The sequence below is a fragment of the Paenibacillus sp. JT31N7 genome (assembly GCF_059692095.1).
Window position 1 is genome coordinate 236,224 of record NZ_JCAUAT010000001.1, and the last position, 21,639, is coordinate 257,862.

Consider the following 21,639-nt stretch of genomic DNA (forward strand, 5'->3'; position numbering starts at 1 on the left):
AACGAAAACGGCCGAAAGGAAAATGCTGGATACCGGCGAAAGCATCCGGAAAGCGAATAAAAAAGTATAGCCGGGTAACGAAATGCGCTTTTTACGGGTCGGGGAACAAATGTTCCATTTCCGGCAAGCTAGATGCAAGATGATGGCAAGGCGTGCTCCAAAAAGCTTCAGTCCTTGCCGTGCGCGTTTTCCGCGCTTCTGCTGAACCAGGACCATACACGCTGCGCATCCCGGTCTTCGATGTAGGAGACTTCGCAGGCGGCTGCGCTCGTGTCTCCCATAACCGAAACGGAGAGGCTCAGAAGATGCTTGCGTCTCTGAGAACTTGTGCCTTTCATGCGCAGGCTCAAAATTTGAGGGCGCCGCACGAGCCAGGTCGACCTCGCGATTATCCGGCCGCGTATGGTAAGCTGGCTTCCCCGGAGAGTCATTCCCGAACTTCTGAAGCGGGAGTATGACCAGAGGAAATCCAGCAGAAGCAGCAGCAGTCCCCATAGGGCGGCCGCTCCCCAGAAATAGATGGCTGCCGCCGCAAGAACAGCCGCTACGGCAACGTCGGTGCGGCTGTAATACAGCAGTGCTCTTGCCGGCGGCCGGTTCTCGATATCCGGCAGGCTGAAACGCGGGAGCAGAAGCGGCAGCAGCTGCGGAATCCGCTTAGCGGACACAAGCGGCATGAGCATGATTTTTTCTTCTTTGGAAGAAGAAACGACCCGCAGTTCGATTTGAGCCCGCCCTATAAGCTGCCGCACTAGCCCTTCTTTAATGAGCACCGCCTGCACGCGCGCCTCCTGGAAGGTGTGCTTCTTTTTTTCCAGCAGCCCGTAGGAAACGGTGATCGTCCCGGCCTCGGCCCGGACGGCGAAGCCCGCATATTTGAGCAGATACAAGAGTCCTGCCAGCAGCCAAGCCGCCGCCAAACCGCCGAGGCCCAGCAGGACGTAGACCAGCCAGCCGCCGTGCAGTTCGTTGCGCGCGTTCCATAACCGTGCGTATAAATTGCCGGGAAGCACGTCGTCCGCAAGAGACAGCACACCGGCCACGAAGGCTGCGATCAACCCGATGTTGAGCGTGGAGAAAGCGGCAAGAATCAACGTTCCGGCCGACGCCCGGTAAGCATACACGCCCGTTTCATCCGCAGAAGCGGAAAGCGGCGGCCGGCCCTCTTGTTCCGCAAGTTCCGCATGTTGTTCGGCAGCCTTATCCGTGCCCCCGGCACTTTCACCGTTCCCTGCGGGATGAGGGGAATAACCGGAGGAGGAGAGGAAAGCCTTAATCTCTCCGATAATCCTTGCGGCCTCTTGCGCCGATACGGCCGGCAGAACGCCATCGGACTCATTTTTTCCGCCCGGCATTTCGAGCTTGAGCTGCACAACGCCGAGCAGCCGCTGGACAAGAGGCTGTTCCGTGTTCATCGAATGGATTCGGGGATAATACAACATTTTTTCCTCGCGGAATATAAGGCCTTTTTGAATGATCAGACGGTCTTCTTCCAGCCGGTAGCGAAACGTGTGCCAGCCGACCGCTCCGAACCCCGCGAACAGGGCGCAGACGCCGAGCAGGATCAGAAGGGGAATCCATCTCCATTCTCCTTCCCGTATGGCAATAAGCACAAAAACCGGAACCAGGGTTTGAAGCCCCTTCAAGACGGGGAAAAGAATATAAGACTTATGTAATTGGCGCGGCTCATTCATCTTCGTCCACCGCCCTTGCGAGCACACCAAGCCGGTGTTTTAACGCTTCCGCATCGTCCTCGCTGAGGCCCCTGATCCGGTGAGTCGTGGCGGCCGTCACGATTTTCAGCTCGGCGAGCCCGTAATATCTCTGCAGGGGCCCCCGCTCAAGCTCGACGTGCTGGACACGTACCATCGGCACCAGAATATTCGTAATCCAGATCCAGCCACTGCGGATTTCAAGTTCTTCTTCGGTTACTTCGAACGCATACAGCCGGTATCTCGCCTGCGGAATCACGAAAGTGAATAAAACAAGCGATAGGGCGAAAGCGGCTGCCGCAATCCATCCGGGAAGCATCAGCCAATCCCGGTTTTGCGCCACCGTTAGGTAAGCTAACGAAGCCAGCAGCAAAATGCCGTTAGTCAGCAGCGAGCTGATCTGAGATACGGTCACAAATCGCCGGTCCAAACGGCGGGTCAGCGGTCTGTTCATTTCTCCTCATCCTTTCCTTTACGGTTCTCTTTGTCTAGTTTCCAGCCTTTTCCGGTAAGGCCTTTCCCCATTATAAAACATTTTTTCAAAACTGGGAGAAGAGGGAAGGATTTTTGCTATTTTCTCCGTTTTCCTTCATAATGACACGAGAGACGCTTGTTTTCGCGCACAAAACATGAATAAGCTCCGAATGGTATACTATAGAAAGAGAACGATTGGAGAATCGTAGAGGATCGCACGGACGGGAGGACTGTTAAAATGGAACAGCGCATTGGAGAGCGGTACGTATTGACCGAACCGATTCATCCTTTGGCGGATGGCGTCATGTATGCAGGGAAAGACCTGTCTTTGCACCGGGATGTATTTCTGCTTATGGTAGAAAAATCAGGGGACGCTTCATCATCCGATTACTTGCGTGTGCTCGGTCAGGCCGCACAGTTTTCGGACGAACGTTTTTTTCATATTTTGAATGCGGGACTTGCTGAAAATCATGTATATACGGTACTGACCGCACAGAAAGGAACACCGCTTCCCGCTCAGCTGGGACGCCACCGCATGCGGGGCAAAGAAATTGTCTCCGCTATTTTCGATTTGGGCAAAGGCATGCAGGAAGCGATGGAAGAGGGAATCTCCGGTTTCTCGGTAACGGCCGAGAATATGTGGATGACGGAGGATAACCGCCTGAAAGTGATGAATTACTGGTCTCCCGGCAAACTGATTTCGCGGGGCTCGCTCGGTTTGTGCACCCTGTTGTATCAAATCAGCACGCATTCGAAACAAGGACCGGCGACGTTCGACCAGTACCAGGAGAATGTGGTGCCGAACCTGAACGGGCTGACGTCCGGACAGAAAGAGGCGCTGCTTGCTTTGTCGCGCCGTGTTTTCCGCGAAGAAGTCTCGCTGTCTTCGTTTATATTCAGCCTGCGGGAAATCATCGCGCTGGAGAAGACGGCGGAGGCACCGCCTAAGGCGTTCATACCGCCGGCCGCTCCGGCGGAGCCGGTGCGGGAGACCGTGCCGCCGCGCATCCAGTATCGGCAGGAAGAAGAGCCTGCCCAGCAGGAACGGGTCCGCCGGATTGAGAAGCCCGCTAAGGCTAAGGAGCCGGAAGCGGAAGAAGCCGAGACCCGGGAGCGGATGCCGCTCAAGCGGACCATCTGGACCTTGGGGACGGCGGCCGTCGTTCTGCTCGGCATTGCCGTATTCATGTATATGCTGCTGCCGGGCGGCCCCAACAAAGGTCCAGGTGGCGGCGGTACGGCAGGCAATACGGCCACTTCCACGCCGGCGCCGACGCCCACGCCTACGGTTAATACGGCGTCTCCGGAGCCTACACCGACGCCCACGCCGGCAACCGACGCGGTGCCGGGCCAGATTCCGAATCTGATCGGAATGACCCAGGAAGAAGCGGAGCAGGCGGTGAAAGCGGCCGGGATGCGGTATTCGTACTTCATCGAACCCAATCCCGCCGAAAGCGGCAAAGTGTTCAGGCAGGAGCCCCCGCCGAATCAGCCGGCGAACAAAGGCGACCGCGTTACGTTCTACATCAGCAAAGGACAGTAACGGGCAGCCGCAAGACGTAAACCTAGCGAAAGAGCCTTCACCTCCGGGTGGATGGCTCTTTTTTTCGTGAATATCGCGGATTCTCTGCAAATTTATCCCTTCACAAGACATTTGATAACCTACCTGAAAGACTGGAAATCGTTTACTATTATTCACAGAGAGCGAATAGTAAAAAAGGAGGACGGGGGCGAGTGGAGAAAGAGTGGTCGATGTGGGGCAACGAGCGTTATTTGTTTGACCTGCTTATGCATTCGGAAGGCTCATCCATTAAGATGCTGGAAATCATCCTTCAAGAACAATTGAGCGAGGAAGTCGTCGAACAGGTACTGATCCCCGTTAAAAGCTTACATAAAAAGCCTCGCGCCGTCTTCGGACAGACAGGCCCGCTGCTGCGCAGAGTCAGTTCTTACCGATACAGGGAAGAGACCATTCTTCATAAGGCGATTTATGCTCATCTTGAGGCGCTGCCGGGAGGTACGCTGGACGGAATGAATCACGAGGAACTTCATCTGGAGAAGCTGATTGACAGTCTGGAAGCGAAGCGGGAAATTCTGTACGCGGGCTACGAGAACAGCCGAAGCGCGGAAGTTTGTTTCCACCCGGTTAAGCTCAAAGCGGATCTTTTTCCCGTAAAAGAATATCAGCTTACGTGCAGCGGTTCCGTCTGTTTTCTGGTTCACGAACTGTTTGATGCGGAATTGATTTTGCGCCATTCGCGCAGAAAATTAAGAAAAGAAATTTTTATGTGAATATGTGAAATCGTAGACTTGCACCTTTTAAAGCTTGAAACGGTTAACGGCTTCCGGAAATGTTCCGGGAGCTTTTTTTGTATCATGAAGCTAAGAGGGCTTACGGCTTAAGTTGGTACTAATAGAATTATTCTACTCATATTCTTATAAAAAAACACGAAGAAGGAGCGTACAGTTATTTGATAAAAGTGAAGGCCAGTTTACGGCCCATTGTAAGCAAGATAAACTTACCCACTGTTTTGAAAACAACTATACTTCCGGGTGACTCAACTGAAAGATTATTTATCGCAACCCAGGTAGGAGAGATCTTTTACATAGGGAACGGGGTCATAAGGACGTTTTTAGATATTCGCCCACGAATCATAAAACTAGGTGTCTCTAGTGGTGGATATGATGAACGGGGATTGCTAGGGCTAGCATTCCATCCCGAATTTTATTATAATGGTTTGTTTTATCTCCATTATTCACTAGCTGGAACCCAAGGTCCAGGCGCTCTTCCAGGTGCTTTTGAATCCTTTAAGCCTAACCCGTGTGATTCTAGAAGCTTAAACCTAAAGTGGATCAATAGGGAAATTCATTATGATCATATTGATACAGTTGAAGAATGGATTCTACAATCGAATGGTCAACCTCAGAAACGGCGGACATTGCTTCATATAAGAAGACCCTTTTTAAATCATAATGGTGTCAACAGCTTAAACTTTTCACCTGAAACAGGAAAACTTGTTTTGACAACCGGAGATGGCGGATCAGGCTATGATCCATTTAATTTAAGCCAAAATGATATGGAAATCGCAGGTAAAATAATTGAAATGGATGTCGGGAAGGATACATTTATCGTTAATCCGCCCGTAGTTACACGTTTTAATGAGCTGCCCGTACCTATTCAGGAAACGCTAACGGTAATTGCCAAAGGAGTTCGCAATATACCAGGCATTTCATTTCAAAGGTTTTATAATCAGTATATCAAATACGCAGGAAATGTCGGACAGGATCTCGTAGAGTCGATTTTTTCATTCGTTCATTATAAACCCATACCGGTTACTCAGCTTGTTCAAGCCTTTCTAATGAAATCTGAACCTGACCAAGAAGGATTTATTAACTTTGGCTGGCGAGGGTGGGAAGGCGCTTTTCCTACTTCGATAATAACAGGCTGCTCTGCAAATCCGGCTTTGGCTGAGAAAACCATCGCTTATTTCGATGAAGCCGTAAAAACTTCAGTGCGGCGTCTTCAACCTCTAACGAGTTATTTTCATAAAGATCCCCGAACCGATAAGTTTGAAGGAACTGCACTTACAGGAGTCCAGCCATATATGGGAAATGAAATCCCCGATTTAGCGGGAAACGTTGTGTTTACCGATTTAGCTCGGGCTACAGAATCTCAACTTCCGGTTAGAGGAGTTTTAGCCTATACCCGTGTAAGAACGGATTGTAAACTAAATGATTTTAGTATAATTGAAACCGATTATAATTTTGGGTCTCAATCCGCTTATTATGTTAGTTTGGGTACGAATCTGAATCAATCCAGACTATATTTAGGGGTTTATGGCTCTACGAAAGTCGCTGATTTTAACCAAGGTACTGTTTTTGAAATTGTTCCATAACTCATAACTATAAAATGAAGGACGTCCTATAAAGTATAGGGTACGTCCTTCACTTATTTCCTTACATACGACCCACTTCATTCCCCGTTCGCCCGCTATAGGCATGTGAATGAGGATGACGGCCGTTAATCGTCGTATATCCCTCGAATAAGTGATAATGTCCGCCGCCAGGAAGATCAATAGCTGGTCCAGTTGTTCCCTGTATGATGTGGATGTGACCTTGATTTAGCGAAGTTTCGGTATGATATCCATGTACATGAGGAACACCGGTAGGGGCAGGGGCAGTCCAGCTCGCATACTCATGAGAATGTCCATCTTCAATGGAAGTTATCCCGGAAAATGCATGGATATGGACAGGGGTGCCATTCCAAGAGGTTATATAAAGCTTGTGCGAATGATGGGCGTCGTCGTCTCCAGAATCCATTACGAATCCGGTAACAGGAATCTTCATACTGGAGCTCCTTTCATCTTATGGGTTAATGTACTGGATTAGTGTATGAAGAATGATGTTTGTCAGGAAACGGCTAAAACCCATAGGCGTACACGGAAGCGCCGAGCTGTCCAAGTCGCGTAGTTCGTAGCGAGTTGAATGACCGGTGGTCCGGGTTATACCGTCCGGACTCTTGGGCTTAGAGTATGAAAAAACGCTAAGCCGGTCACGTCCGAAGGCTTAGCGTATATTTTCGTTATAATGTTGGCGGGACCCCTAAAAGAACAGGCGCAGCATGCACCTGTTCTTTTTTAGTTAACGAGGTTAACTATGATAGCTGCCTGTGGGTGCATTCAGTACCCATTCCAGCATAAGCGTCATATCTTCGAGTTTTTCCAGCTGCGCTTTCAGAAAATCGTTCTCCGGGTCGATGTTCAGGCGCTCCTGCACCGATTGTTTCTGTTTATTTAACTCCGTTAATTTTCTTTGGACTTGATCTTCTGTACGCATGGCGGCCCGCACCTTTCCTGAAAAATTGTGCCTTTCGACATGTTATTTTAACATGTTTACAGGTGCGAACGTCAAGAATCCCCCGCAAACGACAATTTAAATCGAAAAGAAACCGGGATAATCTTTTCGATTTCATCCAAAATGATGTATGATCATGAAAGGGATCGGCATCTAAAATATTCCCGGTTCCCTTAGTTAAATGGAGGTACGCATCTTTGGACATCTTGATGAAGCTTTATTCTTTTGTTCCTCTATTGAACTTTCTGTTTGCCCTGGCTGTCGTGTTTATGGAGAAGAGGAACGCAAGCGTTACGTGGGCCTGGGTCATGGTTCTGATTTTTTTGCCGGGGATAGGATTCATCCTTTACTTGATCTTCGGGCAGAACATGAGCCGGCGCAAAATTTACAAGCTGAAAGAATTTAATCAGAAAGATATCGACAATCTGATCGAATCTCAGCGCAGAGGCTTCCGTGAAAGCCAGGTGAGATACAAGGATCCGGCCATGGCCGATTATCAGGATCTCATTTATATGAATTTGACCAGCAGTTCCGCGGTTTATACCCAGGATAACGAGGTCGAGATTTTTACGGACGGCAACGACAAGTTCGCTTCTCTGCTGACCTCGATCAAAGAGGCGCAGAGCCACGTTCACCTCATGTACTACATCGTCAAAGACGACCGGCTCGGGCGCAGGATTATCGATGCGCTGGCGGAGAAAGCACAAGAAGGCGTCGAGGTCCGCTTTCTTTTCGACGATATCGGCAGCTCGTGGCTGCCCCGTCATTTTTACAAGCCCTTGCTGGATGCGGGCGGAGAAGTGGCGATTTTCTTTCCGTCCCGTATTCCGTACCTGAATTTCCGCGTCAATTACCGCAATCACCGGAAGCTGGCGATCATTGACGGCATGACCGGCTATATCGGCGGATTTAACATCGGCGACGAATACCTCGGTATCAACGAGCGGTTCGGCGACTGGCGCGATACGCATCTGAAGGTAACAGGCAGCGCCGTTCTGCAAATGCAGGCCCAGTTCTTTATGGACTGGAACCTGGCATCCTCTCAGTATCTGAAGGCGGTACCGCGGTACTATCCTTTAATCAAGCATCAGGGATCGGTAGGTATTCAGATTGTGTCAAGCGGCCCCGATAATGAGCTGGAACAAATCCGCAACGGGTATCTGAAAATGATTTATGCGGCCAAAGAAAGCATTTTTATCCAAACCCCGTATTTCGTGCCGGACGAGAGCCTTTTGACCGCATTGAAAATGGCCGCGCTGTCGGGCGTGGATATCCGGATCATGATTCCGTCGATTCCCGATCACAAGATGGTTTATTGGGCCACCAAATCGTATCTGGGAGAACTGCTCGAGCTGGGCGTGAAAGGGTATTTGTATGAGAAAGGCTTCCTTCATGCGAAAACGATCGTCATCGATGGCAAAGTGGCTTCGGTCGGGACGGCCAATCTCGATATGCGCAGCTTTAAGCTGAATTTTGAAGTCAATGCTTTTCTGTTTGACACCCGTACCGCTACGCAGCAAAGGCTTATTTTCGAGGAGGACATGCTGTACTGCTCGCAGTTTACGCCTGATATGTACAAAGAACGGTCTCTCATGGACCGTATCAAGGAGTCGGTTGCCCGTCTGGTTTCTCCGATTCTTTAGCGCAAGAGAAAACCCGCGTTTATGGCGGGTTTTTGTGTTTTCGGGACCGTGGCGGAGCATGCTGCAGACGATTTTGAAAGTATTCGAACTTGTTCAAGAGGTCCGATTAGATATATAATATATTCGTTATAATTGAGGCAGCACTTACTAGGGCGGAAGATCAGTGTCCACCGCTGCCATCCTCGGTATATACCTTTCTGAAAGTGAGTGGGATCATTAATGGGCCGTAAGTGGAACAATATAAAAGAGAAAAAAGCGTCGAAAGACGCAAGCACCAGCCGGATCTATGCGAAATTCGGCCGCGAGATTTACGTGGCAGCCAAGCAGGGCGAGCCTGATCCGGAATCGAACCGTGCTTTAAAAGTCGTTCTTGAGCGTGCAAAAACATACATGGTGCCGAAGGCGATTATCGACCGCGCGATCGAGAAGGCGAAAGGCGGAGGAGAAGAAAGCTACGACACCCTTCGTTACGAAGGTTTCGGGCCTAACGGCTCCATGCTGATTGTCGATGCGCTCACCAACAACGTAAACCGGACAGCTTCGGAAGTACGCTCCGCTTTTAACAAAAACGGAGGCAGCATGGGCGTCAGCGGCTCGGTTACTTATATGTTCGATCCGACGGCCGTTTTCGGCGTCCAGGGTAAATCTTCCGAGGAAGTACTGGAGCTCTTGATGGAAGCGGATTTGGATGTTCGCGACATCATCGAGGAAGAAGATACTGTTATCGTTTATGCGGAATCCGATCAGTTCCATGCGGTACAAGAGGCGTTCAAAAACGCGGGAGTCACCGAGTTTACCGTAGCCGAATTAACGATGCTCGCGCAAAACGATCTGGAACTGCCGGAAGACGCGCAGGCCCAGTTTGAAAAATTGATTGATGTTCTGGAAGATCTGGAAGATGTCCAGCAGGTTTATCATAACGTAGACCTCGGTGAATAAACATTTGTAAGCCGCCTTCGGGCGGTTTTTTTGCGTTTGAGGGCAACACATTCCGATTCTGTTTACATAACTAATATTATGTATGGTAATAGTTAAAATGACGGGTGCCTATTGACGGGGCGCCTCTTTTGTTATATGGTTAATTACATGAGTAACTAACCAATTAAGTTTGAACATGAGAGATGGTGATAAAAGTGTCGTTCCGAATTGATGACAGCCGTCCTATATTCATGCAAATCGCGGAAAAGATCGAAGATGACATCATTGAGCAGCGGCTGCCTGAAGAAACCCAGGTTCCATCGACCAATCAATTCGCCGCGTTCTACCAGATTAATCCGGCAACGGCGGCCAAAGGTGTTAACTTGTTGGTGGATCAAGGAATTTTATACAAGAAGCGGGGGATTGGCATGTTTGTTGCTGAGGGAGCACGTCAAGGATTGATGGAGAAGCGGAAAACCCAATTTTATGAGCAATTCGTTGTCTCGATGGTTCAGGAGGCTGAGAAATTGGGCATTACAACCGAAGTGCTTGTCGAAATGATCCGGAAAGGGGACAGAAGCGGATGAAGGAATATGTAGTGGAAGTTAGCCGGCTTACGAAAACGTTTCAAGAGGTTACGGCGGTGGATGGGATCGGCTTTTCCCTGGAGCCGGACAAAATTTACGGTCTACTCGGTAGAAACGGAGCGGGCAAAACGACGGTCATGCAAATGGTTACCGCACAAATGTTTCCGACGAGCGGGGACGTGCAGGTTTTTGGGCAGCGTCCTTATGAAAATTACGAGGTAATGAAACAGATTTGCTTTATTAAAGAAAGCCAGAAATACCCCGATAACTTTCGGGTAGCGGATGTGTTGAAAGTAGCGGCAGCCGTATTTCCGAATTGGGACGGAGATTACGCGGAATCGCTGATCCGGGACTTCAGACTGCCTCTTAAGCGGAATGTCAAAAAGCTTTCCAGAGGAATGCTTTCCTCGGTCGGCGTAGTAGTCGGCCTTGCCAGCCGTTCGCCGCTCACTATTTTCGACGAGCCTTATTTAGGGTTGGATGCCGTGGCACGGAGTCTTTTCTACGACCGGCTGATCGAAGATTATACGCAGCATCCGCGGACGATCATTTTATCCACCCATCTGATCGACGAGGTAAGCCGGCTGCTGGAGCATGTCCTTGTTATCGATAGCGGCAAACTGATCCTGGATGCCGAAACGGAGGAACTGCGGGGAATGGCTTATACCGTGATCGGTCCGGCTTCGAGCGTGGAATCTTTTGTAAAAGGAAAAGAAGTGATCCACCGGGAACCGTTTGCGTCCATGCTTTCCGTCACGGTTACGGGGGATTCCGAATCCCGGGCTAAGCTGCTGGCCAAAGATATGGGGCTCGAAATCGCTCCGGTATCCCTGCAGCAGCTCATCATCTACCTGACGAAGACCAATCTCGAAGAGAAAGTGGTGAACGGGTCATGAATTTGCAGCGTTTGTCCGGAATTATGAGTATTCATTACCGGAATAAAGTGTTATGGCTGTATGTTCCCGGCGGGATCCTACTAGGGAATTTTATCGTAAATTACCTGGTAAGCACGCTTACGGGAAGTGTTGAAATCTATACCGGCGGTTTAGCTTCCGTCTTTGTCTGCCTGTTTATCGGCGGGATCCTTACGGCTGCACAGACGTTTCCGTTTGCGCTCGGTTTCAGTGTAAGACGTACCGACTATTATCAAGGTACCCTAATCATGTTTGCAGGCGTATCCGTGCTGACCGCTCTGCTGATACTTCTGTTATCCTGTATGGAGGTATGGACCGGCAATTGGGGAAGCAATCTGCATTTCTTTCATTTACCTTATTTGAGCGACGGATCGGTTCTTGCGCAGTACGTTATTTTCTTCAGCCTCCTGCTCTACAATCTATTTGCCGGTTTTGTAATCGGGAGCTTTCAGCGTAAATTCGGGGGAAAGGGGACATTCATCCTGATGGCGGCTCTTTTCCTGGTGATTACGGCATTTGCTTTTCTTTGTACCGCCAACGGCTGGTGGGCAGCCATCTTTACATGGATAGCGGGGCATAAGGCCGTACAATTAGCGGTTTGGCTGTTTCCTGTAACGATACTATTTGCCACGGCTTCTTATCTCCTGCTTAGAAGAGCGAGCGCTTGACCCAAATAATGAGGACGTCCGTTTTTCGGGCGTCTTTTTTATGACTGCATATTGGAGGTGAGTTTAGTTTAGTGTGGGTCGTCGTGTAGGAGGAAATTTAGTTTACATAATATATATTATGGTTATAATAAGCCCGGAGCGCGATATAGCGGGAAAAAAGTAATGAACACAAACCCAGGCGATTATACCGGCTGTTGTTGAACTTGTGGCAGCATTTTCCATGAATAAAGAGAAATCCGATCCGTCATCGGAGCTTGAAGAATACACGGCGTCGCATTAAAAAACTCAATTTAAAGATCATAAGATGACTAGATGACTAAATGAATATTAAAACATTAAAGATAACTGATGTTATGCGAATATTTTAAACAAAGTTAGAAGTTTGAAAGTGCTTATAAAAATAACAAGTAATTTTTATAAGCAAAAGTAAATTAAACTCACAAGTATTTAAAACAATTTAGAAAGCGCGTTGCGATTGATTATCGCGTAATAATACCGAACAAACAAAACAAATACAAATAATGCAGCAGCCTCAGAGAGTTTCTATACATCTACTTCACAAAATCCGTATTTTGTACATATGTCTACAAGTAGCTCGGTTTTGTCGGATGACAAGAACATACTGCTTGGACGTCGAGTTGTTTTCTACGCTTAACTCACATCGTTCTCTTTGCGTCTTGAGAAAGATCCTCAATTACGGGAAACGATATATGTTCTTGTCCCAATACGGCAAACGATATAAGTTCTTGTCATCCGACATTCGTCGTTCCATTATCCTTATTGCATTGGTGAACTTAAACGTTTTGCGTAAGTAAAAAATGAACTTAAAGTTATTGCATAATGCCGTTTAGAACGAACCGTTCCTTCTAATGCAATAACTCAATAACTTTAAGTTCAAAAAATATACGTAAATTGAGCTAAAGTACAACAACATGTTTAGTTACTATATCTTATCCATATTGTTAATAGCACTCTGCATTTCATCATCGTTGTTTGTAACTTGTCATCCCACATTTATTGCAGGAGCTTGCTTATCTCGTTCAAGTTTTCAGCGAAACCAACGAACACCTTGTCTTGAATGACAATGGTAGGTACGATCTGCTTTCCGGTCAGCTCCAGCACTTCTTTCGTATACTTCACATGTTCTTCGCAGTTGAAGTCGATGTAGGGAATTTGATGCTCATTAAAGTAGCGCTTGGCAAATTGGCAATCGTTGCAAGTCGGAATCGTGTAAATTTTGATTGGTGTTTTCGAATCGATTTTTAGCATAAAAGTTCGCTCCTTTACGCGACAAATTGTTTTAACTGCTCGATCGTAATTCGGTCCACGAATTTGCTGAACTTTTCTTTGCCTTTCGCTTGCTTCTTGTAGAAATCGATAAGCGTCGATACAACAGGTACAAGCCGTTCTTCCGTTATGCCGGAGATCAGCAGTCGGCCCATCGCGGCCTTGATTCCTTTAGGCTCTCCTCCGACGTAGATATCGAATGTGTCTCGCATTTTAACGATCCCGATATCTTTCAGCAGTGGTTCACTCGTACCTAGCGCACAGCCTGCGTATCCAATCTTCAGCGGGGTGGGCGTCGCAATACCGGCAATCGCCCGATGCAAGATGCGAGCCGTCTCCAGACCGGCTTCTTCCGCGCCTTTGCAGAAGTTGCAGGCAATCAGGCTCTTAGTCGCAAACCCCGCCGGGTATACTTCCAGTCCGGCGCGCTCCAGCTCCTCCTGGATAGCCTCCCGCTTATCGAGAGGCACTTCCACGTAAAGCTGCTTGAACGAGGTCATTTCAATTTTGGCGTCCGAACCGGTGATCGTACCGATCTTGGCAAGCTGTTTCGGCGTAAAGAGACTTCCCCCGACTTGAATGGCTGGTGATACCGCCAGTTTCGTCTTTTCTCCCATGATCATTCTCCTTACTTCACATCAACGACGAATGGTACGGTGAACACTTCGCCGTTATGCTGAAATTGTCCCCATAATTTGTACGTCCCGCTTTGCGGAAAAGAAGTCGCGAATTTCGCATCCGGCCCCATCGCTTTCTCATCGACCGGATGAACATGAAGATACTGATTCGCATCTTTCGAGAGAATCACAACATGGCCGACCGCACCCAAATAAGGCTGAAGGTTATCAATTCCCTTCTTCGTCTTCGCATCGCGAATGTAGAAGGTCAATGTCACGTCTTCGTTCGGTTTTGTACCACTCAAGGCCAGTTCGATTTCCTTGCCCCCCACTTCTTTCACCAGCTTCGCTTCGGCCGTAATCGCGGCATGTTTGTCTTCCTTGCCTTCTACCTTCACCCATTCGCTGAGCGTTGTGTTGATACCGCCAGTCGGAATAAAGTCCGCAAACACCTTGTACTCGCCGCCAGCAGGGAACGAAGTGTTCACCGTAAATTTGCCGTCTTCCTTAAACTCTGGATGAATGTGGTTAAAGAACGACAAATCGTGATTGACGATGATAAGATGAAGCAGTTTCTCGTGATTGACATCATACTTATTGACCGTTTTCCCGTCCTTATCCGTAACTTGAATAGTCAATTCCGTTTCTTCGTTTGCTTTTGCAGCGCCTGCAGGGAAGGTAAACGATACGTTAAGATCCTCCGATGCAGGCTTTGCAGCTGCGCTATGATCGCCGTGGCCGCCTCCGTGCTCCATGTCTCCCGCCTCCTTTTTCTCATTTTCTGCCGGTTTCTTGATGTTCTCTTGCCCGCTGCTTGCTGCATGCCCGGCATGGTTATTTCCGCCTGCTGGCTTCTTATCCTCCCCTTTGCCGCATGCATCCAATACGCTAAAAGCGAGCACCGCAGCAGTGACGAGGATAATTTTCTTCTTCATGGTTATAGCAACTCCGTTTCATTATAAATTCGAGGATGCAGAGCGCATCTTGACACGCTGCAGCCGCAAAGCGTTAAGTACGACGGAAACCGAACTGAGCGCCATCGCCGCGCCTGCAACCCAAGGGGCGAGCAGTCCGATCGCGGCAATCGGAATTCCGAGCGTGTTGTAGCCGAGCGCCCAGAACAGGTTTTGCCGGATGTTGCTCATCGTTTTGCGGCTCATGTAGATCGCATCCGGAATGCTCGTCAGATCACCGCGCATCAGGGTGACGTCCGCCGCTTCCATGGCCACGTCCGTACCCGTTCCGATCGCCATGCCGATATCTGCCATGGCCAGTGCGGGGGCGTCATTGATGCCGTCTCCGACCATCGCCACCTTCTTGCCCTGTGCTTGCAGCTTCTTCACTTCTTCCGCTTTGCCTTCCGGAAGCACTTCGGCGCGAACATGATCGATGCCGACTTGCTTGGCTATCGCCAGTGCGGTGCGTTCGTTGTCTCCAGTAATCATGATGACTTCAATGCCCATTTCTTTCAGCCGCGTTACGGCTTCTTTCGACGTTTCTTTAATCGTATCGGCCACCGCGACAAGACCTGCATACTTGCGGTCGATCGCGATCAGCATCGCCGTTTTCCCGTCTTCCTCCAGCTGAGTCATGCGGTCAAGCGCCTGTTCAACCGTAACTTCATATTTCGCCATCAGCTTGCGCGTACCGGCCAGGACTTCTTTGCCTTCGACGACGGCGCGGATCCCAAACCCCGGAATCGCCTCGAATTGTTCGGTTGCCGGAAGTTCGATGCCTTTAGCCCTGATTCCGGCAACGATCGCTTCCGCAAGCGGATGCTCGGAGTCCTTCTCGGCAGCGCCAACCAAGCGAAGAAAAACATATTCATCCCTATGTGAGGCGACAACATCCGTAAGTTCTGGCTTCCCCTTGGTTACAGTGCCGGTTTTATCGAGAATGATCGTATTGATCTTATGCGTGGATTCCAGATGCTCGCCGCCTTTGAACAGCACGCCAAGCTCCGCGGCGCGACCGGACCCCGCCATAATCGATGTCGGTGTAGCAAGTCCCAGTGCGCAAGGGCAAGCAATAACCAGGATCGCAATCCCCTTCTCCAGCGCATTTGCGAAATCGCCGGGTGTCACCCAGAAGTACCAAATGAAAAACGCAGCAACCGCAATCCCTACGACGATCGGCACGAAGATACCGGAAATGACATCCGCTACCCGCTGAATCGGCGCTTTCGAGCCTTGCGCTTCTTCCACCACCTTAATGATTTGGGCGAGCGCGGTTTCCTTGCCGACTTTGGTCGCTTTCAATCTCAATCTGCCGTTTTTGTTGACGGTAGCACCGATCACGCTGTCTCCGGCTTTTTTCTCGACCGGGATGCTTTCGCCAGTCAGCATCGATTCATCGACCGACGAGCTGCCTTCCAGCACTTCCCCATCCACCGGAATCTTTTCGCCCGGTTTCACGACTACGATATCGCCGGCGAGTACATCTTCTACCGGGATCGTCATTTCTTGTCCGTCACGAATGACGAGAGCCGTTTTCGCCTGAAGACCCATCAAAGTCTTGATCGCTTCGGATGTGCGGCCTTTAGCCAGCGATTCGAACAGCTTTCCGAGAATAACAAGGGTGATGAGGACCGCGCTCGTTTCATAGTACATCGAGGGACCGTGATGAGCCATGCTGCCCATCGAAGCCCATTCGATCGTTAAGTATAAGCTGTAGAAGTACGCAGCCGATGTTCCGAGCGAGACGAGCACGTCCATATTGGCGCTCTTATTCCGCAGCGCTTTGAACGCGCCCACATAGAACTGTTTGCCAATGTAAAATTGAACTGGTGTAGCGAGCCCCAACTGAAACCACGGATTCATGAAAAGTTCGGGCATCCAGATCCAGGATAAGAACGAAAAGTGGCTGACCATGGACCAGAGCAACGGCAGTGAAAGAACCGCGGATATCAGCAGTTTGCGCTTTTGTTGCCGAATAGCTTTCTCACGATGCTCCGCTGGATCGGCTTCGTCTTGCTTCGTAATCGCTTTATAGCCAAGTTTCTTCACGTGTTGCTGCATATCGGCAATAGACACATCCGCCGCATTGTATTCAACCCGCGCCGTTTCGATTGCAAAGTTAACGGAAGCGTTCGTGACACCGGGCAATTTGCCAAGACCTTTCTCGATCTTATTCGCGCAAGCCGCGCACGTCATGCCTTCCAATTTGAAATCGACAACTTCTTTTGCCGTGCCGTAGCCAAGTTTTTTGATGGTTTCTTCCAACCGCTGGACATCCACCTTCGCCGGGTCATACGTTACGCTCGCCTTTTCCAAAGCGAAGTTTACGTTCGCGCTTGCCACGCCTTCGATTTTGCCAAGACCTTTCTCGATCTTATTGGCACAGGCGGCACACGTCATGCCTGTGAGCTGCAAGGTCGTTTGACTATTTTGATTGGTTGCGATTGCTGCTGCCATTGGTGTTCGCTCCTTATCTCGTCTAAGGTTGATTAAACGACGTCGTATCCTTGCTCATCAATCGCTTCTTTAATGGCCTCGTTGGAAACCCGGTTCTCCTCGTATGAGACATCCACCGTACCACTTGCCAGGTTCACTTTACCGGTTGCTCCGATTTCTTTTAGTGCGCCTTCAATGGAAATTACGCAATGCTGGCAGCTCATACCTTCGACTTGCAACGTTTGATTTGTCATGTTCATTCTCTCCTTATCGGATTAATTTGTTCATGCTCTCTAGCATTCCGGCAACGATCGCTTCTTCATTCAGATGGGGCTTGCTCTTCATGTACGATTTCAATCGATGAAGCAAACCAGCTTCCCTACCCCATGAAGGGCATTGTGAACGGCTGTTGTTTGATGAAGCACTTGACCGCAATAGTCGTTTCGTTTCACTTGGCGCTGTACGCCCCGAACCTGACCTTCAATTCGATGCAGTCGGAGGTGCAATAGCCAATTTCTCTTTCGTGTTTAGGTAGCTCTCTATTTGAGGCGATACCTTGGATTCCTTTGTGGTCATTTCCAACGATCTCCTTTTTTTTAGTATACCTCTCTATAGTATATTAATTTAATATTTAGGATACCCCTGTATCCTATAATGAGAGGGGTATAAAAAGCAGCAACACTGCTGCTTTAAAGCGGTCTGACTCTTATTTCATCAGTTTATTGATGGTCGTCATCAACTCTGTTAATACTTCCGCATCCCCTTCTTGAATCCGTTCGATAACACAACTTTTCATATGATATTCAAGCAGCAGCTTCCCGACACCGTTCAATGAAGCTTGTACCGAAGCGATCTGATTCAACACATCGTCACAATAGATATCTTTTTCAATCATTCCTTTAATGCCGCGGACCTGTCCCTCGATTCGATTCAATCGGTTGAGCAGACCACTCTTGACTTTATCGGAATGATGGCTCTTGCGCTGACCTTCTCCATGAGAGCAGCAGTCTGGATCTTGCTCTATCGGTAATTCCACGAATATTGTTTCTTCGCTCATCGGAATCCCTCCTTTCTCTTAGTATAGCATACCCCCCTCCCCTATAAAAAGAAGAATTCATCCTGTTAAATCAATGGGCTCCACCAAATACGATGATTTGGCTTTGGAGCCCGATTCATCGATTACATGGCTGCCGTGTTGCTTTCCTCACCCTGCTTAGGCGAACGGATAAACAGAAACGCTAGAACTGCACCTGCAAAAGCAACGATACCGGACCACAAAAACGCTTGTTGAAACCCTTCGTTTAGCGCGGCGACCGGGTCAACACCGGTTTGGGAAGCAGTTGTTGAGCCCGCAATCGCAACCATGATGGCCAGGCTGATAGCTGATCCAATCTGGTAGCTCGTATTAGCGAGACCCGATGCAAGCCCTGCTTCTTCGGGTCTCGCCCCCGACATGGCGGACATCGTAGCCGGAATATAGGCAAGCGACATACCAAGCGCACCGAGCAAGGATGCCGGAAGCACGTTGGCGATGAAGTTTCCATCAACCGGCGTACCACCAGCGAACAGAAGCATCGAAGTTCCGAGTGCAATCAATCCAATGACCAGATTTGCTTTTATCCCGAATTTACCGATTAATTTCCCGGTAATCAGAATCATGAAAATAGCAATCAGGATCGTCATCGGCAGCAAGCCAACTCCGCCGGCGAAAGCGGAAAACTTTAGCACCTGCTGCATATAGAGATTGAGGAAATACCACAGCGGAATCCAACCACCGGCCAGCATAATGAGCGCGATATTGCCTGCAGCCAGATTGGGCGCTTTAAAAATCTTCAGTGGAACAAGCGGCTCTTTTTTAGTTGCCTGAACGATCAGGAACAGGATAAACAATACGACTCCTGAAATAAGCGTCCACAACGTGGACGGCGCTCCCCATCCATTGTGTTCTGCGGTAACAATGCCATACACCACCAACACCAAGGCCGCTGTGACGAAGATGGAGCCAATGACGTCAATGCTGCCTTTTCTACGCATTCCTTTAGCCAAAAGTCCAGGGGATAGAAGCAACGCTATAATACCAACGGGTACATTGATGAGAAAGGTCCATTGCCAGCTAAGCCACTCGGTAATGACCCCACCGAGAAATACGCCGGCCGACCCGCCGGCAGCGGCCGATGCTCCCCAGAAGCCTAATGCTTTCCCTAACTCTTTTGGATTGCCGCCGAAGAGCATCATGACAATCGTTAATGCAGATGGGGCAATTAATGCGGAACCAAATCCTTGCAGGGCGCGGCCAACATTAAGCGCCTCTTCGTTCCAAGCCAATCCTGCCAACAAGGAAGCTAGCGTGAGAATAGAGAACCCCCACATGAATATGCGACGCTGACCAAATAGATCGGACAATCGACCACCGAGCAACAATAATCCGCCAAAAAAAATGACATACGCGTTGAAAACCCACTGCAAACTTGCCTGCGTATAGCCAAGCGCTTCTTTGATGGCTGGCAGTGCAACGCCGATAATGGATGTGTCCATGATCACCATAAAATTGGCAAGGCATAGTAAGGCTAGCGCCATCCAGCGCTTGGGATTTGCTTGCGGTAAAGACTGGGTTTGACTTTTCATAATTTTCATCCTCCTCCTTATGCAACCGATTATTCAAAAATTATCGTGTTGATGTGATAATACTATACCCCCCTACCCTATATGTCAAGAAGGATTTGTCCTATTCTCCTCTGTTGCTGAAGAATTAAAAACTGAACTAGGAAAATGCTCGTTACAACGCTCCTTATTGGCAGCCAGACGTTATGGTTTAACCTTTAACCGTACGGAGTCACTTTTCCGTACGTTAAGGATGCAGCACAAAGTCATTTGTGTTGTGTTGGCCAATCATATACAACAATGGGTTTCTCCCTCTAATGCTACACAATTTAACCGCGATTTCGGATGGATCGCAATGCAACACAATTGTTAGCGTACGATTTACGCGTTTTATTGTTTCTACCCCTCTACCCCATTAAGGGAAGCCGAGCTCGCTCCAAGTATTGTTCCTCGCTTTACGGAGCGGGCGTATTTCCCCGAAGGCAGAATCTCTCTCCTCTTGAGCTATAAAATTTGGATATCACTCGGGTTGTTGGAACCGTCGTCGTCGATCGCTTTCTACGCGGACCTGGTGCCGCGCATTGCGGTTGGTGCATCCTTCAGGTAAACCAATACATGTTCTTGTCCTCAATCGGCAAACGATATAGGTTCTTGTCATTAGGGTTTGACAAGAACCTATATCGTTAAAACAAAAAAAGCCGCAACTGCGCGACTTTAAAGCATATATGTTCTTATCATCCGACACTAGTCGACATGATAATGTCGACATTATCACCGCGCATCGATATGTTCATTTACAAGTCGGCGCCTTCTTTAGCATAAGCAGCTGCTATTGCACGTCCGAATCCGCTATCTCCCCCGGTAATGATTGCAACATACCCTGAGTAATCGAAAATAGGACGCGGCACCATAAGATACTCCAGTCCAGGGACATGATCCTGCTGCTGCGGCGGAAATGCGATCGGTTCCTGTACTAATTTGGTTTTGTTCAAGATGCTCGATCCGAACCCCTTCTCAATCTATTCTTGAGGAGTATTAAGACACTAAATGTACGTTGCGATTTATTACTATTGGCTAAACATTATAATTTACAATATAACTGTGCATTCCCGTATTGTAGAAGCCCTCGCTGTATTCGATCACCTCGTCCGTTTCGTCATAGGAATAACGCAATCTTTTCAATAAAGGGGTTTTCTCTTGCACGCGTAATTTCTCCTCTATCAGAGGAGAAGCAAATGCTACCGCAAAATGATCCCGATATTTCGCCAACGTGATTTCTTGCTCCTCAAGCCACTCGTACAGAGACTGAGCATTCAGTTTCCATTGATCGATTTCTCCTATACGCATGGTCAAATAATGTGTGTAATGCGTATAGGGCACATTATTAAGGCTGTACAGACGTTCTATGCGGACGCACTGTGCTCCAAATAGCTGATGTGGTTCCGTACCCTCTTCCGTCATGATCACTTCGACTTGCAACAATTGCTTTTGAACCTGATTGCCTTCTTCGACCAGTAGCTCTGTAAACCGCTTCCATGTAGACAGCTTGGAAGTAGCCGTATTGCGTATAACCTTCGTCCTTTTGCCACTGCCCTTTTCCAGATAGCCTTCTTGGCACAGTTCTTTGATGGCGTTGCGAATTGTAATCTTGCTGACCTCGAACTCCTTCTCCAATTGGGGCTCTGAAGGGATATTCGCCTTAATAGGATACACGCCGTGCAGTATTCTATCCTTTAAAATATTTTTGATTTGCAAATACAAGGGCCTTTGATTCCGGGATAAGTTCACTTCTGCATCCACTACCTTTCTAAGTCCCTATTGAGCTCGACAAAGCTCCGAGTAGTTAACACTCCGATGACTTCGGAGAATCTCCCGCTCTGGGGGCACGAACATGACTGCCACCGCGATAAACTCAACTGTTCGGGCAGCCGGAAGAATCTTTCCGACTCACCATGCACGGTCTCTCTCGATA

21 protein-coding genes and 1 pseudogene are annotated in these 21,639 nt (G+C 48.8%); 8 read left to right on the forward strand and 14 right to left on the reverse strand.

Annotation, left to right across the window (positions count from 1 at the left end; translation table 11 throughout):
* Positions 1-167 precede the first annotated feature (167 nt).
* Positions 168-1,694 carry a PH domain-containing protein gene (locus AC58P5_RS01025; RefSeq protein ID WP_497384038.1) on the reverse strand — a complete coding sequence of 509 codons (1,527 nt, stop codon included), beginning with the start codon at positions 1,692-1,694 and terminating at the stop codon, positions 168-170.
* Positions 1,687-2,166 (reverse strand): PH domain-containing protein, encoded by a 480-nt coding sequence (locus tag AC58P5_RS01030; RefSeq protein WP_497384040.1) that lies wholly within the window; start codon positions 2,164-2,166, stop codon positions 1,687-1,689. Before AC58P5_RS01030 ends, AC58P5_RS01025 begins: the two co-directional genes overlap by 8 nt.
* A 258-nt stretch (positions 2,167-2,424) precedes the next feature.
* On the opposite strand from AC58P5_RS01030, the gene AC58P5_RS01035 reads away from it, so the two are divergent.
* The 3 genes from AC58P5_RS01035 (at position 2,425) to AC58P5_RS01045 (ending at position 6,082) form a co-directional block, all read left to right on the forward strand.
* Positions 2,425-3,729: a PASTA domain-containing protein gene (locus tag AC58P5_RS01035; RefSeq protein ID WP_497384041.1), complete on the forward strand. Its 1,305-nt coding sequence runs from the start codon at positions 2,425-2,427 to the stop codon at positions 3,727-3,729.
* Positions 3,730-3,920: 191 nt separating this feature from the next.
* Positions 3,921-4,478, forward strand: a complete 558-nt coding sequence (locus AC58P5_RS01040) for a hypothetical protein (RefSeq protein ID WP_497384042.1) — start codon at positions 3,921-3,923, stop codon at positions 4,476-4,478.
* Positions 4,479-4,657: 179 nt separating this feature from the next.
* Positions 4,658-6,082: a PQQ-dependent sugar dehydrogenase gene (locus AC58P5_RS01045; RefSeq protein WP_497384044.1), complete on the forward strand. Its 1,425-nt coding sequence runs from the start codon at positions 4,658-4,660 to the stop codon at positions 6,080-6,082.
* A 61-nt stretch (positions 6,083-6,143) separates the two neighbouring features.
* On the opposite strand, the gene AC58P5_RS01050 is transcribed toward AC58P5_RS01045, so the two are convergent.
* A complete protein-coding gene (locus AC58P5_RS01050; RefSeq protein WP_497384045.1) occupies positions 6,144-6,533 on the reverse strand; it encodes a YmaF family protein in 390 nt (129 codons plus the stop codon).
* Positions 6,534-6,836: 303 nt separating this feature from the next.
* Entirely contained in the window at positions 6,837-7,022 is a 186-nt protein-coding gene (locus tag AC58P5_RS01055) for a hypothetical protein (protein ID WP_497384047.1), read from the reverse strand.
* A gap of 215 nt (positions 7,023-7,237) precedes the next feature.
* Between AC58P5_RS01055 and cls the strand changes: the two genes are divergently transcribed.
* From cls to AC58P5_RS01080, 5 genes are all read left to right on the forward strand, one after another.
* Complete coding sequence (gene cls / locus AC58P5_RS01060; protein ID WP_497384049.1) at positions 7,238-8,683, forward strand: cardiolipin synthase; 1,446 nt, start codon at positions 7,238-7,240, stop codon at positions 8,681-8,683.
* Positions 8,684-8,902: 219 nt separating this feature from the next.
* On the forward strand, positions 8,903-9,622 hold the full coding sequence (locus tag AC58P5_RS01065; RefSeq protein WP_497384051.1) for a YebC/PmpR family DNA-binding transcriptional regulator: 720 nt from the start codon (positions 8,903-8,905) through the stop codon (positions 9,620-9,622).
* A gap of 182 nt (positions 9,623-9,804) precedes the next feature.
* On the forward strand, positions 9,805-10,188 hold the full coding sequence (locus AC58P5_RS01070; protein WP_497384053.1) for a GntR family transcriptional regulator: 384 nt from the start codon (positions 9,805-9,807) through the stop codon (positions 10,186-10,188).
* Positions 10,185-11,084, forward strand: a complete 900-nt coding sequence (locus tag AC58P5_RS01075) for an ABC transporter ATP-binding protein (RefSeq protein ID WP_497384055.1) — start codon at positions 10,185-10,187, stop codon at positions 11,082-11,084. The genes AC58P5_RS01070 and AC58P5_RS01075 overlap by 4 nt, the downstream gene beginning before the upstream one ends.
* On the forward strand, positions 11,081-11,770 hold the full coding sequence (locus tag AC58P5_RS01080) for a hypothetical protein (RefSeq protein ID WP_497384057.1): 690 nt from the start codon (positions 11,081-11,083) through the stop codon (positions 11,768-11,770). The genes AC58P5_RS01075 and AC58P5_RS01080 overlap by 4 nt, the downstream gene beginning before the upstream one ends.
* A 1,014-nt stretch (positions 11,771-12,784) precedes the next feature.
* On the opposite strand, the gene AC58P5_RS01085 is transcribed toward AC58P5_RS01080, so the two are convergent.
* From AC58P5_RS01085 to AC58P5_RS01130, 10 genes and pseudogenes are all read right to left on the reverse strand, one after another.
* Positions 12,785-13,039 (reverse strand): glutaredoxin family protein, encoded by a 255-nt coding sequence (locus AC58P5_RS01085; protein WP_497384059.1) that lies wholly within the window; start codon positions 13,037-13,039, stop codon positions 12,785-12,787.
* 14 nt (positions 13,040-13,053) lie between these two features.
* A complete protein-coding gene (locus AC58P5_RS01090) occupies positions 13,054-13,674 on the reverse strand; it encodes a nitrite reductase (protein ID WP_497384061.1) in 621 nt (206 codons plus the stop codon).
* 11 nt (positions 13,675-13,685) lie between these two features.
* Positions 13,686-14,609, reverse strand: a complete 924-nt coding sequence (locus tag AC58P5_RS01095; RefSeq protein ID WP_497384063.1) for a DUF8832 domain-containing protein — start codon at positions 14,607-14,609, stop codon at positions 13,686-13,688.
* Between the two features lie 21 nt (positions 14,610-14,630).
* On the reverse strand, positions 14,631-17,087 hold the full coding sequence (locus AC58P5_RS01100) for a heavy metal translocating P-type ATPase (RefSeq protein ID WP_497384065.1): 2,457 nt from the start codon (positions 17,085-17,087) through the stop codon (positions 14,631-14,633).
* Between the two features lie 32 nt (positions 17,088-17,119).
* Entirely contained in the window at positions 17,120-17,320 is a 201-nt protein-coding gene (locus AC58P5_RS01105) for a copper ion binding protein (RefSeq protein ID WP_497384067.1), read from the reverse strand.
* A gap of 99 nt (positions 17,321-17,419) precedes the next feature.
* Entirely contained in the window at positions 17,420-17,572 is a 153-nt protein-coding gene (locus tag AC58P5_RS01110) for a metal-sensing transcriptional repressor (protein ID WP_497384069.1), read from the reverse strand.
* A gap of 200 nt (positions 17,573-17,772) precedes the next feature.
* Positions 17,773-18,123: a metal-sensitive transcriptional regulator gene (locus AC58P5_RS01115; RefSeq protein ID WP_497384071.1), complete on the reverse strand. Its 351-nt coding sequence runs from the start codon at positions 18,121-18,123 to the stop codon at positions 17,773-17,775.
* Between the two features lie 122 nt (positions 18,124-18,245).
* A complete protein-coding gene (locus AC58P5_RS01120; RefSeq protein ID WP_497384073.1) occupies positions 18,246-19,691 on the reverse strand; it encodes an MFS transporter in 1,446 nt (481 codons plus the stop codon).
* 773 nt (positions 19,692-20,464) lie between these two features.
* Positions 20,465-20,686 (reverse strand): annotated as a pseudogene (locus AC58P5_RS01125) (hypothetical protein); the annotation flags it as partial.
* 55 nt (positions 20,687-20,741) lie between these two features.
* On the reverse strand, positions 20,742-21,455 hold the full coding sequence (locus AC58P5_RS01130) for a GntR family transcriptional regulator (RefSeq protein WP_497386000.1): 714 nt from the start codon (positions 21,453-21,455) through the stop codon (positions 20,742-20,744).
* Positions 21,456-21,639 lie beyond the last annotated feature (184 nt).

Coding starts and splice junctions, on each gene's coding strand:
- AC58P5_RS01025 (WP_497384038.1), bottom strand. CDS start 1,694: ATGAATGAGCCGCGCCAATTACATAAGTCTTATATTCTTTTCCCCGTC.
- AC58P5_RS01035 (WP_497384041.1), top strand. CDS start 2,425: ATGGAACAGCGCATTGGAGAGCGGTACGTATTGACCGAACCGATTCAT.
- AC58P5_RS01105 (WP_497384067.1), bottom strand. CDS start 17,320: ATGACAAATCAAACGTTGCAAGTCGAAGGTATGAGCTGCCAGCATTGC.
- AC58P5_RS01100 (WP_497384065.1), bottom strand. CDS start 17,087: ATGGCAGCAGCAATCGCAACCAATCAAAATAGTCAAACGACCTTGCAG.
- AC58P5_RS01115 (WP_497384071.1), bottom strand. CDS start 18,123: ATGAGCGAAGAAACAATATTCGTGGAATTACCGATAGAGCAAGATCCA.
- AC58P5_RS01085 (WP_497384059.1), bottom strand. CDS start 13,039: ATGCTAAAAATCGATTCGAAAACACCAATCAAAATTTACACGATTCCG.
- AC58P5_RS01090 (WP_497384061.1), bottom strand. CDS start 13,674: ATGGGAGAAAAGACGAAACTGGCGGTATCACCAGCCATTCAAGTCGGG.
- AC58P5_RS01050 (WP_497384045.1), bottom strand. CDS start 6,533: ATGAAGATTCCTGTTACCGGATTCGTAATGGATTCTGGAGACGACGAC.
- AC58P5_RS01065 (WP_497384051.1), top strand. CDS start 8,903: ATGGGCCGTAAGTGGAACAATATAAAAGAGAAAAAAGCGTCGAAAGAC.
- AC58P5_RS01095 (WP_497384063.1), bottom strand. CDS start 14,609: ATGAAGAAGAAAATTATCCTCGTCACTGCTGCGGTGCTCGCTTTTAGC.
- AC58P5_RS01055 (WP_497384047.1), bottom strand. CDS start 7,022: ATGCGTACAGAAGATCAAGTCCAAAGAAAATTAACGGAGTTAAATAAA.
- AC58P5_RS01030 (WP_497384040.1), bottom strand. CDS start 2,166: ATGAACAGACCGCTGACCCGCCGTTTGGACCGGCGATTTGTGACCGTA.
- AC58P5_RS01080 (WP_497384057.1), top strand. CDS start 11,081: ATGAATTTGCAGCGTTTGTCCGGAATTATGAGTATTCATTACCGGAAT.
- AC58P5_RS01075 (WP_497384055.1), top strand. CDS start 10,185: ATGAAGGAATATGTAGTGGAAGTTAGCCGGCTTACGAAAACGTTTCAA.
- AC58P5_RS01070 (WP_497384053.1), top strand. CDS start 9,805: ATGGTGATAAAAGTGTCGTTCCGAATTGATGACAGCCGTCCTATATTC.
- AC58P5_RS01120 (WP_497384073.1), bottom strand. CDS start 19,691: ATGAAAAGTCAAACCCAGTCTTTACCGCAAGCAAATCCCAAGCGCTGG.